Annotated in this window: 14 protein-coding genes; 7 read left to right on the forward strand and 7 right to left on the reverse strand. The window is 73.1% G+C overall.

Annotated elements, in window-relative coordinates; all coding sequences use genetic code 11:
* The first annotated feature begins 348 nt into the window (after nt 1–348).
* On the forward strand, nt 349–1257 hold the full coding sequence (locus ACLJPL_RS07305; RefSeq protein ID WP_411079863.1) for an alpha/beta fold hydrolase: 909 nt from the start codon (nt 349–351) through the stop codon (nt 1255–1257).
* A 72-nt stretch (nt 1258–1329) separates the two neighbouring features.
* Here the strand turns inward: ACLJPL_RS07305 and ACLJPL_RS07310 are convergent, their stop codons facing one another.
* The 3 genes from ACLJPL_RS07310 to ACLJPL_RS07320 all read right to left on the reverse strand — a co-directional run bounded on the left by ACLJPL_RS07310 (nt 1330) and on the right by ACLJPL_RS07320 (nt 4609).
* Nucleotides 1330–2994: a transporter gene (locus ACLJPL_RS07310; protein ID WP_411079864.1), complete on the reverse strand. Its 1665-nt coding sequence runs from the start codon at nt 2992–2994 to the stop codon at nt 1330–1332.
* On the reverse strand, nt 2991–3818 hold the full coding sequence (locus ACLJPL_RS07315; RefSeq protein WP_411079865.1) for an ABC transporter ATP-binding protein: 828 nt from the start codon (nt 3816–3818) through the stop codon (nt 2991–2993). Before ACLJPL_RS07315 ends, ACLJPL_RS07310 begins: the two co-directional genes overlap by 4 nt.
* Nucleotides 3819–3922: 104 nt before the next feature.
* Entirely contained in the window at nt 3923–4609 is a 687-nt protein-coding gene (locus ACLJPL_RS07320) for a bifunctional DNA primase/polymerase (protein WP_411079866.1), read from the reverse strand.
* Between the two features lie 280 nt (nt 4610–4889).
* On the opposite strand from ACLJPL_RS07320, the gene ACLJPL_RS07325 reads away from it, so the two are divergent.
* On the forward strand, nt 4890–6272 hold the full coding sequence (locus ACLJPL_RS07325) for a transcriptional regulator (protein WP_411079867.1): 1383 nt from the start codon (nt 4890–4892) through the stop codon (nt 6270–6272).
* Between the two features lie 197 nt (nt 6273–6469).
* Nucleotides 6470–8080 (forward strand): hypothetical protein, encoded by a 1611-nt coding sequence (locus ACLJPL_RS07330; protein ID WP_411079868.1) that lies wholly within the window; start codon nt 6470–6472, stop codon nt 8078–8080.
* 53 nt (nt 8081–8133) lie between these two features.
* Here ACLJPL_RS07330 and ACLJPL_RS07335 read toward each other — a convergent pair whose 3' ends face one another.
* Nucleotides 8134–9459 (reverse strand): ABC transporter substrate-binding protein, encoded by a 1326-nt coding sequence (locus ACLJPL_RS07335; protein ID WP_411079869.1) that lies wholly within the window; start codon nt 9457–9459, stop codon nt 8134–8136.
* Between the two features lie 174 nt (nt 9460–9633).
* Here ACLJPL_RS07335 and ACLJPL_RS07340 point away from each other — a divergent pair, with 174 nt between their 5' ends.
* Both ACLJPL_RS07340 and purU read left to right on the forward strand, forming a co-directional pair.
* Nucleotides 9634–10080 carry an SCO4402 family protein gene (locus ACLJPL_RS07340; RefSeq protein ID WP_411080040.1) on the forward strand — a complete coding sequence of 149 codons (447 nt, stop codon included), beginning with the start codon at nt 9634–9636 and terminating at the stop codon, nt 10078–10080.
* 120 nt (nt 10081–10200) lie between these two features.
* The gene (purU, locus tag ACLJPL_RS07345) at nt 10201–11100 is read left to right on the forward strand and encodes a formyltetrahydrofolate deformylase (protein WP_411079870.1); all 900 of its coding nucleotides are present in this window, start codon (nt 10201–10203) and stop codon (nt 11098–11100) included.
* A 28-nt stretch (nt 11101–11128) separates the two neighbouring features.
* On the opposite strand, the gene ACLJPL_RS07350 is transcribed toward purU, so the two are convergent.
* Together ACLJPL_RS07350 and ACLJPL_RS07355 are read right to left on the reverse strand one after the other, a co-directional pair.
* Nucleotides 11129–12589, reverse strand: coding sequence for a zf-HC2 domain-containing protein (locus ACLJPL_RS07350; RefSeq protein ID WP_411079871.1), 1461 nt, complete (start codon nt 12587–12589; stop codon nt 11129–11131).
* Complete coding sequence (locus ACLJPL_RS07355; protein WP_411079872.1) at nt 12586–13194, reverse strand: RNA polymerase sigma factor; 609 nt, start codon at nt 13192–13194, stop codon at nt 12586–12588. The genes ACLJPL_RS07350 and ACLJPL_RS07355 overlap by 4 nt, the downstream gene beginning before the upstream one ends.
* 443 nt (nt 13195–13637) lie before the next feature.
* Here ACLJPL_RS07355 and ACLJPL_RS07360 point away from each other — a divergent pair, with 443 nt between their 5' ends.
* A complete protein-coding gene (locus ACLJPL_RS07360; RefSeq protein WP_411079873.1) occupies nt 13638–14012 on the forward strand; it encodes an STAS domain-containing protein in 375 nt (124 codons plus the stop codon).
* A 105-nt stretch (nt 14013–14117) separates the two neighbouring features.
* Nucleotides 14118–14645, forward strand: coding sequence for an EF-hand domain-containing protein (locus ACLJPL_RS07365; protein WP_411079874.1), 528 nt, complete (start codon nt 14118–14120; stop codon nt 14643–14645).
* A 68-nt stretch (nt 14646–14713) separates the two neighbouring features.
* Here ACLJPL_RS07365 and ACLJPL_RS07370 read toward each other — a convergent pair whose 3' ends face one another.
* Entirely contained in the window at nt 14714–16291 is a 1578-nt protein-coding gene (locus tag ACLJPL_RS07370) for a class I adenylate-forming enzyme family protein (RefSeq protein WP_411079875.1), read from the reverse strand.
* Between the last annotated feature and the right edge of the window lie 90 nt (nt 16292–16381).

Raw genomic sequence — 16381 nt, forward strand, 5'->3', positions numbered from 1 at the left:
GAGCGCTCCCGCCGGGGCTCGCCCCTCCTCTGCCATCGTTGTCGTGGACAAGGGGCGACCCCGGCACCCGAAGGCGCCGGGGTCTGTCCTCCCCTGTGCTGACCCGGAGCCCCGAGCTCCCAAGGTCAATCCCTGCGGGCCCCTGTCCCCGAGCGGCCCGCCTCCCGTTGAAGATCTCCCCACGGCCGGCGGCGGCAATCCTCGACGGGTGTCACTCGAAGGTGGGGTGTTGAGCGGCGGATCGCCGTTTTCGAATAAGAGTTCGATAGCCTGGCCGTCGCGGCCGCGTGATGACCGCGGTGACCGAGGACCCATGGTGATCGAGGACCAGAAGGGGGTGCCAGGACTATGGTGCGGCGCATCGATGTGACCGGTTTCGACGGCGTACGCCTCGCGGCGTGGGAGTTCGCGGATCCGCCCAAGGAGCGCGTGGAAGCGGACGGTCCGGAGGCGGACCGCGCTCCCGGGGTCTTACTGCTGCACGGACTGATGGGCCGGGCCTCCCACTGGGCCCCCACCGCCCGCTGGCTCTCCGAGCGGTATCGCGCGGTCGGCCTCGACCAGCGCGGCCACGGCCGCAGCGACAAGCCCGCGGACGGACCGTACACGCGTGACGCGTACGTCGCCGACGCCGAGGCCGCGATCGAACAGCTCGGGCTGGGCCCCGTCACCGTCGTCGGCCACGCCATGGGCGCGCTCACCGGCTGGCAGCTCGCCGCTAAGCGCCCCGACCTGGTCCGCGCCGTCGTCATCTGCGACATGCGGGCCTCCGCCCTCGGGGCCGCCTCGCAGCGCGAGTGGAGCGACTGGTTCGCGTCCTGGCCGCTGCCCTTCGCCACCCTCGCCGACGTGCGGAAGTGGTTCGGGGAGGACGACCCCTGGGTGGAGCGGCCGAACCCCTCGCGCGGCGAGTTCTACGCCGAGGTGATGGCGGAGACGGAGGACGGCTGGCGGCCCGTCTTCTCCCGCGGCCAGATGCTCAGCTCCCGCGCCACCTGGGTCTTCGACGCGCACTGGGAGGAGCTGACCCAGGTGCGGTGCCCCGCCCTGGTGCTGCGCGGGCTCGACGGGGAGCTGGGCCGGGCCGAGGCCCAGGAGATGGTCCGCGTCCTGCCCCGCGGCCAGTACGCGGAGGTGGCGGACGCGGGCCACCTCGTCCACTACGACCAGCCGGAGGGCTGGCGGGCGGCGGTGGAGCCGTTCCTGGAGCAGCTCGCCGAGGACGCCCGGGACGACCGGGAGCCGGTCGCCCCGTGACACCCCCCGGCGCTCACCCCCTGAGCCCGGCCGAGTGGGGGCTCACCCCCTGAGCCCCGGCCCGGCGGGCGCTCACCCCTTGCTGACCGCCGTCAGGATCTCCGGGAGCCGGTTCGCCGTACGCCGTGCGGCGATCCTCAGGCCCGCCCACGCGAGGAACGCGCCGTAACCGAGCCCGGCCAAGATCACCAGCCACAGGGCGTCGCGGTGGTCAGCTACGTGCAGCCAGATCGTCAGCGCGATCACCGGTCCGGCCAGCACCGGCGCGGCCAGCATGCCGCCGAGGATGGAGATCCACGCGATCCCGCCCTGCCCGGGGGCCACGTTCTTGAACGCGCCCTCCTGCGGGATCGAGTACGGGAAGCGCGCCGAGGCGAACGCCCCGATCGCCAGCATCGCGCCCAGCAGCGCGAAGGACAGGCCCATGACGCCCGGCAGCGGCTGCCAGTCGCCCAGTATCGCCGCCGTCACCAGGCAGACGACCAGCGTGTACGGCAGCGTGATCAGCAGCAGGGCCAGCGCCCGGGCCCGCAGCTCGACGTACGCGTCCCGGGTCGAGGAGATCGTCAGGGCCACCATCCAGAAGGCGGAGGTGTCCTGGCCGAACTGGTTGAACATCTGCATGCCGAGCATCCCGGCGACGAAGCACGCGAAGTAGACCGAGCCGGTGCCCTGGAGCGCGTTGAGCAGCGGCACGATCGCGCCGATCGCCAGCGCCGTCACCCAGGCCGCCTTGGTCTTCGGGTCCCGGGCCACATACCGCAGGCTCCGCCGCACCACCGTCTCCGTACGCCCCTCGGGCAGCAGCCCCGAGAGCCCGCCGGCGCGGCCGGAGCCCGGCTCCTTGTCCTTGCGGCCCTCCTTGCGGGCCGGCGCGGCGGCGGCCAGCGTCGAGCCGTCCGGCGAGGTCATCAGCTTCGTCAGGCTCCGCTGCCACATCCACATCAGCGCCACCAGGGCCGCCGCCGTGATCAGCAGCTGGACGACCGCCACCCCGTACGAACCGCCCGACGCCGCGTCCACCGCCGCTATCGCGGAGGCGCCGGGCAGCCAGCGGGCCACGTTCGCCGCCGGTTCCAGGGCGGAGAGCCCGCCGGCCTGGCCGAGCCGCTGCGCGCCGAAGTTGACGAACTGGATGCCCACCGCGATCACCAGCCCGCTGAGCACCGCGAGGTCGCGGCCCTTGCGGGAGTTGAGCAGCCGTACGTTGGCGGTGGTGACGGCCCGCGACAGCGCCACGCACAGCAGCATCGCCAGCGGGACCCCGAGCACCGCGAACACCATGCCCGCCGCCCCGTGCGCCAGCGCGAGGACCGAGCCGACGACCAGGCAGAGGGTGAACAGCGGGCCGATGCCGATCATCGACGAGACCAGCAGGGCCCGGATCAGCGGCCGGGGCCGCAGCGGCAGCATCACCAGCCGGGTCGGGTCGAGGGTGTCGTCGCCGCTCGGGAAGAACAGCGGCAGCACCGCCCAGCCGAGCGCCACGAAGGCCGTGAGCAGCACCGCGACCGTCCCCGCGTGCTCGTTGCCGCGCAGCAGGATCAGTCCGAGCACCTGGCCGGCGGCGACCAGCAGCGCGAAGACGAGGGAGACGACGAACGCCGTCGTCCGTCCGGCCGACTGCCGCAGCCCGTTGCGCAGGATGGTCAGCTTCAGCCGTACGAAGACCGGGGTCAGACCTGTCGTCGGCGCGGCCGGAGCGGCGGCGGCGACGGGGGCGTCCAGCACGCTCATCGGGAGCCGCCCAGCCAGTCGAGGGAGTCGCCGGCGTCCCGGCCGCTCGCGCCGACCAGTTCGAGGAAGGCGTTCTGGAGCGAGGGGGCGTCGCCGCGCACCTCGGCCAGGGTGCCCTGGGCCCTGATCCGGCCCGCCGCCATCACGGCCACCCAGTCGCACAGCGACTCGACGAGCTCCATCACATGGCTGGAGAACACCACGGTCGCCCCGGAGCGGGTGTAGCGCTCCAGCACCCCCCGGATGGTCTGCGCCGACACCGGGTCGACGCCCTCGAACGGCTCGTCCAGGAAGAGCACTTCCGGGTTGTGGAGGAGCGCTGCGGCCAGCCCGATCTTCTTCCGCATCCCGGTCGAGTAGTCGACCACCAGCTTGTGCTGCGAGCCCGCGAGATCCAGTACGTCCAGGAGCTGGCCCGCCCGCTTGTCGACCTCGTCCCCCGGCAGCCCGCGCAACCGCCCGTTGTACGCGAGCAGTTCGCGCCCCGACAGCCGCTCGAAGAGCCGCAGCCCCTCCGGCAGCACCCCGATCCGGGACTTCACCGCGACCGGGTCCGTCCACACGTCGTGGCCCGCCACCTCGATCTTCCCCATGTCGGGTCTCAGCAGCCCGGTGACCATGGAGAGCGTGGTCGTCTTGCCCGCCCCGTTGGGCCCGACCAGGCCGACGAACTTCCCGGCCGGCAGCTCCAGATCGATCCCCGACACGGCGACCTGGTCCCCGAACCGCTTCCACAGCCCCTGTACGCGCACAGCGGGGGGCGCGGTCCGCGCACCGCCCGCCGCGGCGTCTGTCTTCGTACGCGCATCTGCCCGGTCCGGCATGGCACAGCCTTTCGATATCCCCATAGGTGGGGACCACCCTACGAAAGACCCCTTCCGGCCCTGCCTACGAAAGACCCCTTCCGGCCCTGGAACCGCAAGGGTGCTCAGGAAGCCCGGGTGCGGGCGTCCGCCGCCTCGCGGGCGCAGGCGTACGCCAGTGGGCTGATCAGCTCGTCCACATCGGGCAGCCAGCGGTTGGCGTGGGTGGGCCTGCGGGCCCACTGCACGGCCCCGCGCCCGCCGAACCGGGTCGGCGGGGCGGCGACGTAATGGCCCTCGCCGCGTCCGGTCAGGCCGATCGCCTCGGCGTTCCAGCCGAGGGCGCGCACCAGCTCGGAGGACTTGGCCGCCGCGCCGGGCAGCACGAAGAAGAACATCCGGCGGTCGGGCGTGCGGGTCACCGGGCCGAGCGTGAGGTCCATCCGCTCCATCCGGGCCAGCGCCAGGAACCCGGCCGACTCCGGGACCTCCAGCGCGTCGAACGCGCGGCCGGTCGGCAGGAGCACCGAGGCGCGCGGCTGCCGGGTCCACATGCGCCGGGCGGCCGCACCGCTGCCGGTCGCCGCTCCCGCCCAGTCGGGCCGGTCCGCGTGGGCCCCCGGCAGGGCGCAGGCGGCCTCGCCGCAGGAGCACCGCTCCCTGCCCTCCACCGCCTCCAGCCAGGCGCCGGGGAACACGTCCCAATGCCGCTCTTCCGCGTACCGCACCGCGGCGTCGAGCAGATGCTCGCTCCGCTGCTGGGGGACCTGTGCGGCTTCCATGACTCCGATGGGCTCTTCCACGACCAGCACAACTACCGCCGCTGACCGGGGTTACGGGCGTGGCGGACCGGGTCACGGCGCATCGATTCCGCACGCGGGGCGCATCGGAGCACGGGCGGGGGCGCGCGTGAGGCGGTGGACCGATGCGCGGGTAGCACCCAGCGGGGCCGGGCAACTCGCCATGCCCGTACCGAATGCCGATGGAATATGCGCATTTCTTGTGTATGCGACGGGCAGTGATCCTTCCATCGATCACCGCGTATCCGTGTATCTGCGGATCCAGGCATTTCAGACTGTTCCAGGGGGAAATATGGCAGCAAGGCCACTCGTAGCCCGCCAGCCCAACGAACGGCTCCAGACGCTCATCCAGGAAGCCGCCTGTTCCAACGCGGGCCTCGCGCGCCGCGTCAACATGGTCGGGGCCGAACGCGGCCTCGATCTGCGGTACGACAAGACGTCCGTGGCCCGCTGGCTGCGCGGACAGCAACCCAGGGGCCGGGCCCCGGGCATCATCGCCGAGGCGCTCGGCCGCAAGCTCGGGCGTACGGTCACCATCGACGAGATCGGCATGGCCAACGGCAAGAACCTGGCCTCCGGCGTGGGCCTCCAGTACGCGCCGACCGTGGCCGGGGCGATCGAGCAGGTCTGCGAGCTGTGGCGCAGCGACGTCGGCCGCCGCGATCTGCTCACCGGCTCCGCCGTCGCCGCATCCGCGCTGGTCGAGCCCAGCCGCGACTGGCTGATCTCCGGCAAGGACCCCCAGGTCGAACGGGTGGCCGGGGCCCGGGTCGGGATGGCGGACGTGGCGGCGGTGAAGGCGATGACGACCGCCCTCACCGACCTCGACCACCGCTTCGGCAGCGGCCATGTCCGCCCGGTGCTGGTGCACTACCTCAACAGCGTGGTCTCCGGCCTGCTTTCGGGGGCGTATCGCGAACAGGTCGGCCGCGAGCTGTTCGCCGCCGTCGCCCGCCTCACCGAACTCGGCGGCTACATGGCGGTCGACACCGGTCAGCCCGGCCTCGCCCAGCGCTACTACATCCAGGCGCTGCGGCTCGCCCAGGCGTCCGGGGACCGGGCGTACGGCGGCTATGTGCTGGCCGCCTCGATGAGCCACCTCGCCGCCCAGCTCGGCAACCCGCGCGAGATCGCCCAACTCGCCCGCGCCGCCCAGGAAGGGGCCCGGGGCCAGGTCACCCCCCGCGCCCAGGCGATGTTCTACGCGGCGGAGGCCCGGGGCCACGCGCTGCTCGGGGACGCCCGGACCTGCCAGGTGGTGATGGGGCGGGCGGTCGCCGCGCTGGAGCAGGCCGATCCGGAGACGGGCGACGACCCGGACTGGATCGCGCACTTCGACACCGGCTACCTCGCGGACGAACTGGCCCACTGCCACCGGGACCTGGGCCAGGCGCCCGAGGCCGCGCGGCGGGCCAAGCAGGCGCTGGCCGCCCTGCCGGAGACCCGGGCCAGGCGCCGGGGCATCGGGCTCGTGCTGCTGGCCTCGGCCCAGGTGCAGCAGCGCGAGGTGGAGCGCGCCTGCCACACGGGGACGCGGGCGATGGAGCTGCTGGGGACGGTGCGCTCCAGCCGGGGGGCCGAGTATCTCGACGACCTCCAGCGGCGGTTGGCGCCGTACGGGCAGGAGCCCGCGGTCCGGGAGTTCGGCGAGCGGCTGGAGCTCCAGGCGGCGTGAGAGGAGGCGGTGGGGGAGGAGGACGCGCCGGAGCGGGGAGGGGGGTGCGCCGGAGCGGCCCTTAACAGCGCCTCGGGCGGGCTGGATGTTACCCACCCTGTGAAGGGGTGGTGAGGGGGACCACGCGCTTGGCGGAGCCGGGCGGCCACCCGATAGCGTGAGCTGACGATTCCGTTGGTTCACACGTAGGAGTCCCGGTGACGCAGAGCGGACAGGGCGGCGAGCAGGAGCTCCCCGCTGGACGACCCGCGCACGAAGGTGTCGTGCTGCCCGCCGACGGCGGCGCCCCCTGGCACCCGGGGGCGCCCACCGCCGGCCAGGGCGGACAGGACGGCCAGGGCGGGCAGGCGGCGCCCGCCGGCGGGCAGCCGTGGGGCCGGCCCTGGGGGCCGCAGTCGGACGCCCCGCAGCAGCCGGACCCGCAGGCCCCGGGAACGTACGGGTACCCGCCCCAGCAACAGCAGCAGGGGCAGGCGTACGGGCAGGTGGCGGGGGCGTACCAGCAGCCGCAGCACTCCGACCCGTACCAGCAGCAGTACCAGCCCCAGCCGCCACAGCAGTACCAGCCGCAACAGCCTCACCCCCAGCACTCCCAGTCCCAGCCGCACCATCCCCAGTCCCAGCACCCCCAGCAGTCTCAGCCGCAGCCCCAGTCGTACGCCCAGCCGCTGCCGCCGGAGGCCGTGCCGGGGGCCCCTGGCGGGGACGTGGACGCCACGCAGTACATCGCGCCGGTCCCGGGCGGCGCGGGCCCCGGCGGGATGCCGCAGGGCGGGCTGCCGCAGCCGGGCGGGGACGCCGACGCGACGCAGTACATACCCCCGGTGCCCGGAGGGGCACCGTACGGGATCAGGCCGGGCGCGCCGGAGGACCACCGGCAGCCGCCCGCCGAGTTCGACAACCTGTTCCGCACGGAGGAGCCCGCGGGCTCGACGCAGCAGATGCCGCGCTTCGACGCGGCGCAGCAGCCGCCCCGGCAGGGGTACCCGGCCCAGGGCCACGCCCAGCACCCCGCCCCGGGGCAGGGCCAGGCCCACCGGCCCCAGCAGCCCTACCCGGGCGGCCAGTTGCCGCCCCAGGCGTCGCAGGGCTACCAGTCGGGCCTCCAGGGCCTCAGGGGCGCGGGAGGGGCGGACGAGCCCCCTGTACGCGACACCGGGGACGCCCCGCGCAGGCGCGCGGCCCACATTCCGCTCATCGCCGCGGTCGTCGTCGGCTGCGCGGTCGTCGGACTTGGCGCGGGCGCGCTGCTGAGCACCAGCGGCGACGACAAGGGCAAGGACGACAAGCAGCCGGTCGCCTCGCAGAGTTCACCGGCTCAGAGCCCCACCACGAAGGCGGCCGTCGACCCCGCGAAGCCGCAGGCCGAGGCGCTGGACAAGCTGCTGGCCGACAGCAACAACAGCCGGGCGGCGGTGATCAGCGCGGTCGAGAAGATCAAGTCCTGCAAGGAGCTGGACCAGGCGAACACCGATCTCCGGGACGCCGCCCAGCAGCGCCGCGACCTGGTGACCCGGCTGGACGGCCTGACCCTGGACAAGCTGCCGCAGCACGCGGCGCTGACGTCCTCGCTGACCCGGGCGTGGAAGGCATCCGCCGCGGCCGACGAGCACTACGCCACCTGGGCCCGGCAGGCCAAGAAGAGCAAGCACGTCTGCAAGGGCGGTCAGGCCAGGTCGACCAACGAGACGGCCCGCGCCAACCGGCAGAGCGGCGAGGCCACCAAGGCCAAGCAGGAAGCGTCCGGGCTGTGGAACGCGATCGCCCAGAAGTACGGCCTGACCACGCACACCCCCGTCGAGCTCTAGGGTGTGTCCGGCGGATCCTGACCAGGTCCGGCCCCTGATCCGCCGGAAATACCCTAGGGCGCGTCCGGCGACGGGGAGCCCGTGCGGTCGGCCGAGCGGCCGGCCCCCGTGCGCCGGGCGTCCGACAGGGCCTCCGCGACGTCCACGAAGCCCTTCTTGTAGGCGATCAGCCGTCCCTCCCGCACCACCTGGAACGTCACGTCCGCGTTGACGATGCGCGGGTAGGGCGAGGTGCCGAGCAGGTCCTTGAAGCGCCAGCGGAGCACCGGGGTCAGGCCGCCCGTGTCCACCTCGGCGCCCCGGTTGAGCGAGGAGGCCACCTTGTTCGCGGTGACCGTGTCGTCGCCGATCGCCTCCACGACCGCCCGCAGGGCCGTGTACGCGATCCAGGTCGTCTGCACGCCGGTGTCGTCCGGGTCGATGCTGTTGTCCCCGAAGGCGTACTTCCGGATCACCTCGCGCATCCCGTTCCATCGCGCGTCGCCCGCGTCCGGGTACCAGCCGGTGATGTAGGCCCCCTCGAACGGGCTCTCGCGGCCGCCGGTGCGGTTGATGAGCGGCTGGCTGACGCTGCCCAGCACCGAGGAGATCTTGACCCGCTCGCCCTGCGGCTTCAGCCGGCGGAAGGAGTCGAAGAAGGTCTCCGTACGGCTGCCGAGCACGGCCGTGACACAGCTGCCGCCCGCGCCCGGCTTCAGCGCCTTCGCCGCCTGCTCGTCGTAGGAGGTGGCGTTCTCCGGGGCCAGGATGTCGGTGGACTCGGGCCGGTCGGCGGCCAGCAGCCCGGTGTTGAGGAGCTGCGGCATCCGGGCGCCGCCGAGCGAGTCCGGGCGCACCAGGGAGACCCGGTCGCAGCCGCGCGCCAACTGCCGCCCGTGGCCCGCCAGCAGCGCCGACTGGCCGCCGTTGACCGGGTAGGAGAGGTAGCTGCGGAACTCCTCGTCGGACGCGCCGTAGCCGCCGATGTACGGGACGCCGCCCGACTCCAGCACCGGCATGAAGCTCTGGCCGTGCCGGCTGTACGAACCGACGACCGCGGCCACCTCCCGGTCGACGGCCTGCCGGGCGCACCGCTCCGCGCCCATGGCGCTGTCGCCCTCGTCGCAGACGATCACCCGCAGCTCGCGGCCGTCGATGCCGCCCTGGTCGTTGATCCAGCGGGCGTACGTCTTGGCCATCGCGGGGACGCCCGGCGTGCTCACCGCGTCGGCGTCGTCCACCTTGTCGGGGGCCCAGGTCATCACGGTGACGGGCTCCCCGGAGCCCCCCGAGCCGCCGGGGAGCACGCCGCAGCCGGACAGCAGCAGCGCACCGGCAGCCGCCGTACCGATGAGGGAGGGGAAGGGGCGGGGGAAGGCGGTACGTCTCCGTCCGGTCATGGAAAGCAACGCTCCCGCCCCCGGTGTAACGCCGTGGTGTGCGGTGCTCAACGCTCGGTGACGTCCAGGTGAATTGCGGGGGGCCGCGCGGGCCCGCCTCACAGGAACGTACGATCGACGATCGTGCAGCAAGGTTCGGAGAACTCTTCCCGTCGCGGCCGTCGCTCCTCCACCATGGGCGGCATGCCGCTCACTGACATGCCGTGGTGGCGCTGGCGCACCAACGTGCGCTCGGCGCTGCACATGCTCTCCGACCCCGTCTTCCACCACGAGTGCTGGCTCGCCGGCCGGGAGGGGTACGGGGACGTCACCGACGCCGTGTACCGCCTGGTCGAGGACACCTGGCTCGACAACTGGTCCGCCGAGAAGTACGTCGGCACCATGTTCCGGGACTCCGCCGAGGCGGCCGCCGTGGACGCCGCCGCCCTGCGGGTCCTGCGGATCATGCACCAGGTCGGCGCGGACGCCCCCGTCTCCGCCTATCTGGAGCACCCCGGCTGGCCGGAGGCGGTCCAGGCGGCCCGCGAGGCGCATGTGATGCTCGCCACGAACGACGCCGAGGACCCGGACATCCCGCCGCGCTCGCTGGACGTCATCCGGATCATGACGCGGGCGGCCTGACGATCACGGCGGCGTGACGGCCGGGGACACGGCCGCGCGACGACGACGGCGGACACGGCGGCCGGGGCCGCATGCTGACCACGGCCGCCCGGCACCGGGCGGCTGTGGCACCCTACGAGGATGACCGCACCGCAGCCCACCGGCACCCCGGCCGCCTCGGACACCGCCCTGCCCGAGCAGTACGTCCTCACGCTCTCCTGCCCCGACAAACAGGGCATCGTGCACGCCGTCTCCAGCTACCTCTTCATGACCGGCTGCAACATCGAGGACAGCCAGCAGTTCGGGGACCACGACACGGGTCTGTTCTTCATGCGCGTCCACTTCTCGGCGGACACCACGGTCACGGTCGACAAGCTGCGCGCCAGCTTCGCCGCGATCGGCGAGGCGTTCCGGATGGAGTGGCAGATCCACCGGGCGGCGGAGCGCATGCGGATCGTGCTGATGGTCAGCAAGTTCGGCCACTGCCTCAACGACCTGCTGTTCCGCTCCCGTACCGGAGCGCTGCCGGTCGAGATCGCGGCCGTGGTCTCCAACCACACGGACTTCGCCGAGCTCGTCGCCTCGTACGGCATCCCCTTCCGCCACCTCCCGGTGACGAAGGACAACAAGGCGGAGGCCGAGGCGCGGCTCCTGGAGCTCGTCCGCGAGGAGGACGTCGAGCTGGTCGTCCTCGCCCGCTACATGCAGGTCCTCTCGGACGACCTGTGCAAGCAGCTGAGCGGCCGGATCATCAACATCCACCACTCGTTCCTGCCGAGCTTCAAGGGCGCCAAGCCCTACCACCAGGCGCACGCGCGCGGTGTGAAGCTGATCGGCGCCACCGCGCACTACGTCACCGCCGACCTCGACGAGGGCCCGATCATCGAGCAGGAGGTCGAGCGCGTCGGCCACGACGTGACCCCCGACCAGCTCGTCGCGATCGGCCGGGACGTGGAGTGCCAGGCGCTGGCGCGCGCGGTGAAGTGGCACGCGGAGCGGCGCATCCTGCTCAACGGCCGCCGCACGGTGATCTTCAACTAGCAGCTCTCTCACGGGCGGCTACAGGCGGCTACAGGCGGCTGAGCGAGGCCGACGCGAACAGTACGTCGCGGATGGCCTCGCGGTCGCCCTCCTGACCGGCCGCCGCCTCCACCGGCGAGATGTGGCCCGCGACCAGCTGGCAGAACTCCACCCCGTCCAGGGCCACCTGCGCCACCGCCCGGTCGCGCGAGCCCTCCGCGTCCGGTGAGTCCAGCGAGATGTACCAGTCACCGCCGCCGTGCCCCTCCACCTCCAGGTGGACGGACCGGCCGGGCTCCCCGGCCGCCGCCAGGTCCCTGGCCGGTGCGGCGAGCCCCGCACGGCGGCGTGCCGCGAGGGTGGCCGGGAGCAGCCGCGCGGCCAGGTCGATCATCCGGTGGAGATGGGCGGCGGACGGCGGCTTGTACGGGTACGCCACCGCGTCGGCGATGTCCGTGCCGTGCACCCAGCACTCGAAGGCCCGGTCCAGCAGCGCGTCCTGGAGCGGCAGGGCGAACTCCCCGTACGAGACGGGGCGTTCGGCGGCGTCCGGCCCGGCGAGCGACGCCGAACGGATCAGCTCGTGGGTCAGGTCCCGCCAGGGCTCGCGGACCGCCCGGGTGGCGGGCGGGCGCGTGGCCGCCCAGTACGTCTCGGTGCGGCGGGTGGGGGAGAGCGGCGCGTCGGCGGGGCCGAGCGGGTCGTCCAGGCCGAGCGCGGCGGCGACCAGCCCGTCGACGGCCATCAGATGGCCGATCACTCCGGCGACCGTGGTCCTGCGGGCGACCGCGTGCTCGTCCTCGAACCACTGGAGCCGCACCGGCGCGTGCCAGTCGGAGTCCCCGATGTCCCTCAGCAGCGCGTCCAGCCGGGCGGTCTCGGCGTCGTACGGGGTGGCCCACTCCGGCACCGGGACCAGGGCCGGGCGGCGTCCCAGGCAGCCGTCCAGCACCCGGCTCCGCAGGGTCGGGTCGAGGTCCAACGAGCCGTCCGTGTGCAGCAGCCCCACCGCGTCCCGCAGCCGCAGCGCCTCCTCCGCGCAGGGCGCGCAGTCGGTGAGGTGCTCCTCGACGGCCGCGGTCTCCTCGGCCGAACAGGCGGAGAGCGCCCAGGCGCCGAGGAGGGCCTTGAGGACCCGGTGGGAGAGGACCGGGGTCGCGGCGGTCGCGGCGGCGGTAGTCACGGCGGCGAGGGGCGGGTCCGCCTCGGGGTCGTGGCCCGGTACGTCGTCCTCGTCCACGGGGGCTTCGTCCACGGGATCTTCCGCTACGGCAGCCTCCCCTGCGGGAACTTCCACCACGGGAGCTTCCCCTGCGGGAACTTCCACTACGGGGGCATCCGCTACGCGAGCGTCCGCTACAGGACCTTCCGCTACAGGACCTTCCGCTAGGGGAGTCCGCTCCACCGCCTCCAGGTCGAGGTCGTCCGCCGGGCCCCGGGGACCCGGTATGCGTCGCGCGCCCCGCACCTCGTCGTCGCGTCCCCTGCTCTCGCGCCCGTCCCCGTTCATCGGGTCTGTCCGTGACCGGGCGACGGGGAACCGGACGACGGGGCTCCGCCGAGCGGGCGGGTGTTCGCGGTGGACAGCAGTTGGAGGCCGAGCCGCAGCCGGCGGCGGGCCTCGTCCTCGGTGACGCCGAGGTCGGCCGCGGCCTGCCGGTAGTCCCGGCGCTGCACATACGCGAGCTCCAGCGCCTGCCGCAGCGAGACGGGCATCGAGGACACGATGTAGTCGGCGCGGGCCGCCGCGGTGGCACTGCGCACCCGTCGCTCCAGCTCCTCCGGGTCCGGCACCGCGCCCTCGCCGTGCTCCTCCTCGTACGAAGAGGCCGCCGACCGGCGGAGCCGCTGCTCGGACCGGCCGTGGGCGAGCCGGGCCACCCAGGAGCGCATCGAGCCCTGCTTCGGGTCGTACGCCTCCGGGTTCTCCCAGACCTGGGCGAAGACCTCGCGGGTCACCAGGTCGGCGGCGTCCTCGTCGTCGAGCATCCGGTGCGCCTGGCTGTGCACGAGGGCGGCGAACCGGTCGTAGAGCTCGCCGAGCGCCGCCGCCTCACCGCGTGCCAGCCTCTGCTGCATCGTGCGGTCCCAGCGGGGCGGTGCGTCCTTCGCCATGAAACCCCCAGCCCCCGGCCCTGTGCCCAGCTCCGTCATCGGCCTTGATCCGCCTTGATCCGCCCGGACCCGCCCTGCGTCCACCCGGTGGATCCGCCCGGCGGGATCCGTCCTGGACCCCCTCTGGGTCCAGCCCCTTCCCTCGTCGTCCGAATGTAGTCCGCCCCGAGCGCCGCGCACCTGCCTTTGCCGCAACTGTCCGGTGTCCTTTGCGGCAAAGGTCCGATGTAGGGGCGGAGTGGACGCCAGGAATCCTTTTCGGCCGTCCTCGTCCGATCCGGCGGCCCTGAGCAGGGAAAACCGGCCGAAGTGATCATTTCCACCGGAAACCCCCTGGGCCTCGGAGGGCAGGGCGGTGTTTCATGGATGTGCGGTTGGGCAGCCGCGAGGAGGAACGGAAACTTCCGGATTTCCGGGAGCCCCGGAACGAGAGGTCCAGTCGCGTGACGCTGAAGGTGGACGAGACCGAGCAGGGCGACTGGACCGTGTTGCGGATAAGCGGTGAACTCGATCTCGTGAGCTCACCCGTCGTGCGTCAGTCCGTCCACGAGGCGGTGGCGGAGGGGCAGCACGACGTGGTGCTCGATCTGTCCGGCGTCTTCTTCTGCGACTCCAGCGGTGTGAACGTGCTGATCGCCTCGCGCCGGCTCATGAAGTCCTGCGGCGGCCGGCTGCGGCTGATCCTCCCGGCCCGGGGCGCGGAGGACGGTTCCCACGTCAACAAGGTGCTGGGCGCGCTGGGCGTGCGCAGACTCTTCGACGTCTACCCCGACGCGGTGTCCGCCGTGGACGAGGCGTCCGAGCCCCTGACGGCCTGAGCGCGGCGGTGACGGGCCCGTGGCGGCCGGTGCTGAAGCGAGGTTGTCACACAGGAGGCGTCGCTCGGTGACACGTGAAGGCCCCGGGCGACGTACGCTCCCCGCATGGACAGCGCAGAGTACGAGCGAAAGATCGCGCACCGTTTCGCGGCCTTCGACCAGGACGGCAACGGCTACATCGATCGCGCCGATTTCAACGCCGCAGCCGCCCGTCTGCTCACCGAGTTCGGTACGACGGCCCGCTGCGACAAGGGCCAGGCGCTCTACACCGGGGCCGAGGCGTTCTGGCAGGGCATGGCGGGGATCGCCGACGTGGACGGGGACCAGCGGGTCACCCGTGAGGAGTTCGTCGGCGGGGCGGTGAAGCGGCTGCGGGACAATCCCGAGCGGTTCGCGGAGATCGCCCGCCCCTTCCTGCGGGCGGCGATCGCGGTCGCGGACAGCGAGAACGAGGGCGGCCGGGCGTCGGTGCCCTCCGTGGAGCGGGCGCTCCGGGTCCTGGGGGCCGGCGCGGAGATCGCGGGGATCGCGGCCCAGTCCCTGGACACCGACCGGGACGGGCTGATCGCCGAGAGCGATGTGGTGGGCGCGCTCGCCGTGTACTTCACGGTGATCGAGCCGGACGCCAAGTAACCTCCGGCAGGCGTACGGGGGTGGCCGCGCCGCCCCCGTAACCCGCTCGGGCATCCTCGTGAACCCGCTCAGGCGCCCCCGCCGAAGCGCTCCCGCAGCCGGTACTTCAGCACCTTGCGCAGCGTCTCGTTGCGGGGCAGGGCGTCCACCACCTCCACCTGCTCCGGCACCTTGTGGACCGAGAGCCCCGCGTCCCGCAGATGGGCCGAGACCTCGGCCAGGGTGAGGGGCGGCGCGCCCGGCGGCTGTTCGATCACCGCGCACACGCGCTCGCCGCGCTCGGCGTCGGGGAGCCCGACGACCGCCGCGTCGGCCACGCCCGGGTGCTGGTGGAGCAGGTCCTCGATCTCCTTGGCGGAGATGTTCTCGCCCTTGCGGATGATGACGTCCTTCAGCCGCCCGGTGAGCGTGAGGTGCCCGCTCTCCCGGAGCCGGCCGAGGTCCCCGGTGATCAGGAACCCCTCCGCGTCGAAGGCGGCGGCCGAGGACGCGGCGTCCAGATACCCCCGGCAGACCGCCTCCCCGCGCAGCCGCACCTCCCCCTCCACGCCGTACGGGAGCGGCTTCCCGTGCTCGTCGGTGATCCGGATCTCCATCCCCTCCGGCGGCCGGCCCTCGGTGAGGGCCAGGTGCTCCGGGGTGTCGTCCGGCGCGCCCATGGTGATCATCGGGACCTCGGTCATCCCGTACCCGTGGGTGAGCTGGACCCCCATCTCCCGCACCACCGCGTGGTACACCTCCGGCGGCTTGGGCGCTCCGCCGCCCGCCAGCAGCCGGAGGGAGGGGATGAGCGGCGTGCCCGGGTCCTTGCGCTGCTCGGCCAGGAACATCGCGTAGAAGGCCGTCGACCCGCCCGCCACGGTCACCCCGTGCCGCCGGTAGCCGGCCAGCGCGTCCGGCAGCGCGAACTGCTCGAACATCACCGCCGGGAACCCGTACAGCAGCAGCATCACCGTGTAGTCGGGCCCGGCGACATGCGCGTACGGGAACGCCATCGAGCCCACGTCGTCCGCCGAGAGCCGCAGGGCGTGCGCGAGGCACGAGCCCGCCGCGATCAGGCCGCGGTCGGTGTGCAGGACCCCCTTGGGGTCGGAGGTGGTGCCCGAGGTCCAGTAGATCCAGCGCACCTCCTCGCCCGACGACGGCTCCGGCGGGGGCGGCAGCACGGCCGGGTCGCCGTCGGGGAGGACGTCGTACGCCTCGAAGACGTACGGCGGCTCGGGCAGTTCCCCGGCGATCCGCTCGGCCATCGCGGTGTGGTCGAAGCCGCGCCACACGCCCGGCACGGCGAAGAACGCGGCCCCCGACTCCCGTAGCGCGAACCGCACTTCGCGGTCCCGGTAGAAGGGGATGACCGGCGTCTGTACGGCCCCGAGCCGGGTCAGGGCGAAGCAGAGCAGGGCGCTTTCCAGCCGGGTCGGCAGTTGCCAGGCCACCACGCTGCCCGCCCGCACGCCCATCCCGTACAGCCCGGCGGCGACGCGTTCGGCCCGGTCCCGCACCTGCCCGAAGGTCAGGGTCCGGTCCTCCTGGAGCAGGACCGGGCGGTCGGGGGTGAGGGCGGCCCGGGCTTCGACCAGCTCCCAGAAGGTGCGGGAGCCGCCCAGGGCGTACGCGGTCGCGGTCACGTCGTTCACGGCGGTCACAGGGATCCCTCCGAACTGACGGCCAGTCAGATATTGCGGAGAGCGTAGGGCTCCGCGCCTTGTCGGTCCAGGGGTGCGGGGCTAGCCTGA

The organism is Streptomyces sp. cmx-18-6 (assembly GCF_046548915.1).
Lineage (GTDB): Bacteria > Actinomycetota > Actinomycetes > Streptomycetales > Streptomycetaceae > Streptomyces.

What these genes read in the sequence shown, in the direction of transcription:
- ACLJPL_RS07305 (WP_411079863.1), top strand. Translation starts at nt 349, where the DNA reads ATGGTGCGGCGCATCGATGTGACCGGTTTCGACGGCGTACGCCTCGCG.
- ACLJPL_RS07310 (WP_411079864.1), bottom strand. Translation starts at nt 2,994, where the DNA reads ATGAGCGTGCTGGACGCCCCCGTCGCCGCCGCCGCTCCGGCCGCGCCG.
- ACLJPL_RS07315 (WP_411079865.1), bottom strand. Translation starts at nt 3,818, where the DNA reads ATGCCGGACCGGGCAGATGCGCGTACGAAGACAGACGCCGCGGCGGGC.
- ACLJPL_RS07325 (WP_411079867.1), top strand. Translation starts at nt 4,890, where the DNA reads ATGGCAGCAAGGCCACTCGTAGCCCGCCAGCCCAACGAACGGCTCCAG.
- ACLJPL_RS07335 (WP_411079869.1), bottom strand. Translation starts at nt 9,459, where the DNA reads ATGACCGGACGGAGACGTACCGCCTTCCCCCGCCCCTTCCCCTCCCTC.
- ACLJPL_RS07340 (WP_411080040.1), top strand. Translation starts at nt 9,634, where the DNA reads ATGGGCGGCATGCCGCTCACTGACATGCCGTGGTGGCGCTGGCGCACC.
- purU (WP_411079870.1), top strand. Translation starts at nt 10,201, where the DNA reads ATGACCGCACCGCAGCCCACCGGCACCCCGGCCGCCTCGGACACCGCC.
- ACLJPL_RS07350 (WP_411079871.1), bottom strand. Translation starts at nt 12,589, where the DNA reads ATGAACGGGGACGGGCGCGAGAGCAGGGGACGCGACGACGAGGTGCGG.
- ACLJPL_RS07355 (WP_411079872.1), bottom strand. Translation starts at nt 13,194, where the DNA reads ATGGCGAAGGACGCACCGCCCCGCTGGGACCGCACGATGCAGCAGAGG.
- ACLJPL_RS07365 (WP_411079874.1), top strand. Translation starts at nt 14,118, where the DNA reads ATGGACAGCGCAGAGTACGAGCGAAAGATCGCGCACCGTTTCGCGGCC.